The sequence below is a fragment of the Pseudactinotalea sp. genome, assembly GCF_048594945.1.
Classification (GTDB): Bacteria; Actinomycetota; Actinomycetes; order Actinomycetales; family Beutenbergiaceae; genus Pseudactinotalea.
The window spans coordinates 1-4067 of record NZ_JBMDXJ010000051.1 but is presented as its reverse complement, the minus strand read 5'-3'; the positions used below and the strand labels follow the sequence as shown (position 1 = coordinate 4067).

Annotated in this window: 6 protein-coding genes; 2 read left to right on the top strand and 4 right to left on the bottom strand. The window is 70.6% G+C overall.

Going from position 1 to position 4067, the window contains the following annotated elements:
• The 3 genes from ACOJSN_RS02475 to ACOJSN_RS02465 form a co-directional block, all read right to left on the bottom strand.
• On the bottom strand, positions 1–678 hold a 678-nt coding region (locus tag ACOJSN_RS02475; protein WP_420110926.1), incomplete at its 3' end, for a PH domain-containing protein.
• Positions 675–1196 (bottom strand): PH domain-containing protein, encoded by a 522-nt coding sequence (locus ACOJSN_RS02470; protein ID WP_420110925.1) that lies wholly within the window; start codon positions 1194–1196, stop codon positions 675–677. The genes ACOJSN_RS02470 and ACOJSN_RS02475, both read right to left, overlap by 4 nt.
• Positions 1197–1272: 76 nt before the next feature.
• Positions 1273–2229, bottom strand: a complete 957-nt coding sequence (locus ACOJSN_RS02465; RefSeq protein WP_420110924.1) for a 1,4-dihydroxy-2-naphthoyl-CoA synthase — start codon at positions 2227–2229, stop codon at positions 1273–1275.
• 48 nt (positions 2230–2277) lie between these two features.
• Between ACOJSN_RS02465 and ACOJSN_RS02460 the strand changes: the two genes are divergently transcribed.
• On the top strand, positions 2278–3018 hold the full coding sequence (locus ACOJSN_RS02460; RefSeq protein ID WP_420110923.1) for a metallophosphoesterase family protein: 741 nt from the start codon (positions 2278–2280) through the stop codon (positions 3016–3018).
• A 16-nt stretch (positions 3019–3034) separates the two neighbouring features.
• On the opposite strand, the gene ACOJSN_RS02455 is transcribed toward ACOJSN_RS02460, so the two are convergent.
• The gene (locus tag ACOJSN_RS02455) at positions 3035–3790 is read right to left on the bottom strand and encodes an aminoglycoside adenylyltransferase domain-containing protein (protein WP_420110922.1); all 756 of its coding nucleotides are present in this window, start codon (positions 3788–3790) and stop codon (positions 3035–3037) included.
• Positions 3791–3838: 48 nt separating this feature from the next.
• Here ACOJSN_RS02455 and ACOJSN_RS02450 point away from each other — a divergent pair.
• On the top strand, positions 3839–4067 hold a 229-nt coding region (locus ACOJSN_RS02450; RefSeq protein WP_420110921.1), incomplete at its 3' end, for a hypothetical protein.

Genomic DNA, 4067 nt, shown 5'->3' with positions numbered 1-4067 from the left:
GGCGAGGTCGACACCGAACATCGAGACGAACCAGAACAGCCCCCACAGCAGCCCGGCCGCCGTCAGATAGGCCCAGATGCTGAACAGGTTGAAGACCACCCACCAAGGTCGGAAGGTGGCCAGTACCTCGGGCTCCGGCTCGTTCGGTACATCCTCGTCGCGCTCGGCTTCGGCGGCCTCGGTGCCGGGGATGGCGACCGTGCGTTCCGGCCTGTCAAGGAGTTCGCCCGCCAGGAGTGCCGCATCCTGTTTCGAGAGGGCGTCGAGCGCGAGCGCCGCTTCCCCCGCTCCCGTCTGCTGACCGGCTCCGATCGTGACGACCCGGAGCCCGGCGACGCGGTGCCTGAGCTTGGCGTGGGTGTCGACGCTCCGGATGCGATCTCGCCGGATCGTGCGATGCCGGCGGACGAAGATGCCCGTGCGCCGTTCCACGTCGGTCTCGGTGACCCGGAAGCGGGTGAACGCCCAGCGCAGGATGTCAGCGACTGCGCCGAGGACACCGAAGAGCGCGACCAGCCCGAGCGGCCACAGCGTGCCGGGTGAGGTCTGGTCGAACGCCAGCACGGCGATCGCGCCGGGGGTCAGCGACAGCAGGCTCTGCACGAGGTCGACCCAGATCACCCGGACGCTGAGCCGCTGCCACGGCGTGGCTGCCGGGGTCGGGGGATCGTCGGTCATGTGGCATCTCCCTCGCTGAGCTCGGCCACCACTGCCAGCCGCGCCGCCGCGTCCTCGGCGGTGGCGCGGTCGAGTCCTCCGACGTCGACCGCGCCGTAGGAGGACGCCGTGGTCACGCGCAGCGTCGACAGCCCCAGCAGCTGTTCGAGCGGACCACGGACGGCGTCGACCGTCTGGATTCGCGACGTGGGCGAGACCCGCCACTCACGCACGATCCACCCGCTGGCGGCGTACGTCGCGTGCTCGGTGACCTCCCACCGGTGCACCCGGTAGCGCCACCACGGCTCGAGCGCGAGCTTCACCGCGAGGATCACTCCCACGGCGACGATCGGGGCGATCAGCCACACGCGTGCCGGCTCCCACAGCGTGTACGCCACGATCAGCGCCGCCAGCAGCACGCCCCATGTGACCAGCGCGCGGAGCGCCCACCAGGCCATCGCGCGCCGGGCGATACGCAGTCGCGGTGGCCGGAGATCCGGGCCTTCGCCGTCCGGCGCCGATGTGGGATCCGTACTCATGACGGGTGCTCCGTTTCACCAAGTTTGACCGATCGGTCTAACTCTATACCGATCGGTCCAACTCGGTGGCGAGGCCTCAGAAGTAGCGCGGGAACCCTGACCAGTCGGGATCGCGGCGCTGGAGGAAGGCATCGCGGCCCTCGACTGCCTCGTCGGTCATGTAGGCCATCCGGGTGGCCTCGCCGGCGAAGACCTGCTGGCCCGCCATGCCGTCGTCGACAAGGTTGAACGCAAACTTGAGCATGCGGATCGCCTGGGGCGACTTGGTGGCGATGATCCGCGCGTACTCCAACGCGACGTCCTCGAGGTCGGCGTGCGGGACCGCCTCGTTGATCGCGCCCCAGCTCTCGGCCTGCTCGGCGGAGTACTCGCGTGCGAGGAAGAAGATCTCGCGGGCGCGCTTGTCGCCCACCTGCCGGGCCAGCAGCCCGGACCCGTAGCCGGCGTCGAACGATCCGACGTTGGCGTCGGTCTGCTTGAACCGCGCGTGCTCGAGGCTCGCGATGGTCAGGTCCGCCACCACATGCAACGAGTGCCCGCCTCCGGCGGCCCAGCCCGGCACGACGGCGATCACCGGCTTGGGCATGGTGCGCATCAGTCGCTGCACCTCGAGGATGTGCAGCCGCCCGGCGCGGGCGGGGTCCACCGAGTCTGACGACTCGCCAGCTCCGTCCATGCTGTACCGGTACCCGTCGCGCCCCCGGATGCGCTGGTCGCCGCCGGAGCAGAACGCCCAACCGCCGTCCTTGGGGCTGGGGCCGTTGCCGGTGAGGATGACCGCGGCGACGTCGGAGCTCATGCGCGCGTGGTCGAGCACCCGGTACAGCTCGTCCACGGTGTGCGGCCGGAACGCGTTGCGGACCTCGGGGCGATCGAACGCGATCCGCACCACGGGAAGGTCCCGCACGCCTTCCGGCGTCCGCTCGACGCCGCGATGGTAGGTCAGGTCGGTCAGCTCGAAGCCCTCGATGGCGCGCCAGCGCTGCGGGTCGAAGATCTCCGAGACCTGCTCGGGCACGGGTGTCTCGCTCACCCGGCCAGCGTAGGCGCCCAGCCTGCCACGCGCCGTAGCGTGGTTCCTGTGGGTACCGACCGCATCGCGCTGATCTCCGACGTGCACGGCAACCTCACCGCGCTGGAGGCGGTGCTTGCCGACATCGCCGAGCGCGGCATCGAGCGAGTCCTCAACCTCGGCGACGTCGCAGGCAAGGGCCCGCGCGGCAGCGCCTGCGTGGATCTGACACAGCAGGTCTGCGAGGTCACCGTGCGCGGGAACTGGGACGACAACCTGCCGGTCTGTGGCGACACCGAGCCGGCCGAGTTCCTCTGGTGGCGCGACGAGCTGCGCCAGGACCAGCGCGACTGGCTCACCTCGCTCCCGCTCAGTGACGACCTGCTGATGAGCGGGCGCCACATCAGGCTGTTTCACGCCTCGGCCACCAGTCCGCACGTGCGGGTCCACGTCCACCACACCGACGAGCAGTTCGACGGCATGTTCGTCAACACCGAGATGACCGGCGACGGCCCCGAGCCGAGCGTGGTGGTCTACGGCGACATCCACGACGCCTACGTGACCTCGCGCGAGGGCCGCACGCTCGCGAACGCCGGCTCGGTGGGCAACCCGCTCGACGAGCCCACCCCGAGCTATCTCGTGCTGGAAGGCGTGCTCGACAGCCCCGATCCCGCACCGTTCGGGATGCATCTGCAGCGGGTCCCCTACGACGTCGAGGCCGAGATCGCCGTCGCCCATGCGCTGGGCATGCCCACCGCCGACGTGTGGGAGGTCGAGCTCCGCACCGCGCGCTACCGCGGCCTGCAGTAGTGCGGGGAAGGCTGGCTCATCCCTGCGCGCCGATCTCGGCGCTCACCGCACGCACGAATGCCTCGACCTCCTCGAACCGCCCCAGCTCGGTGTCCGCACCGCCCTCGTACCACCAGCGCGAGGCCCAGCCGATCAGCTCGGCCGCGGCAGGGAGCCGCACCGAACCCCACGCTCCCGCCTGCCGCTTCGACAGCTGCGTCCCCATCTCCACATGGTGGAGCAGCCGGTACAACGTGAGCACCGCGTAGGCCTGGGCGCCCACCCGTCCGCGCGACTCCGCCACCCACTCCGGCCAGCTCGCCGCATGCTCGCGCACCACCGCGTGAAGGGAGGCCGCCGAGACCGGCGGGACCACCGCCGTCGGGCACGGACCACGCAACGCGAGCCCGGCGCGGGCGGAGGCGACGTTGAACAGGTAGTGCCGCGTGGCCTCGAACAGGTGGAGCGGCTCGCCGGGGCTGATGCGGATCATCGGGCCGGGCCGCTCTGCGAGCGTGGCCAGAGTGGTCGCCGCGAGGTAGTCGACCTCGATGCGGTCCGCCCACGCGGGATGGTCGACGGCGGTGCGTGCGTGGAGCGGTCGCACGAGTTCCAGCGTGGTGGCCGTGGGTTCCTCGCGCAGGACCGCGAGCAGATCGAGATCGCTCCGGGACGGCTCGAAGTCGCCGGCCGTGTAGGAACCGTGCACGTACAGGCCGAGCAGCTCGGCTCCGAGGGCGGCCGCTATCTCGTCGGCGAGCCGGTCGAGAAGCTGCTCGGGCGGCGTGGTCACGCTCGCCAGAGTAGGCGCGTACGCAACCGTGGAGTGCCAGAGTGGAGCATGGCCAGATACGACGTGAATCCGGACGCGGTGGCAATGGTGCGGTCCAAGATCGCGGCCCGGCAGTACGTGCTCACCAGCGACTGGGGTGACGCCCAGCCGGCGGCCGACGTCCAGAACGCCTACCTCGACACACATGGCTGGGACGAGTACGCCGCCTGGCACCTCGGCCTCACCCACGGCGCCAACGACGAGACCAAGGCGCGGTACGCGTTCGTGGTGGGGGACT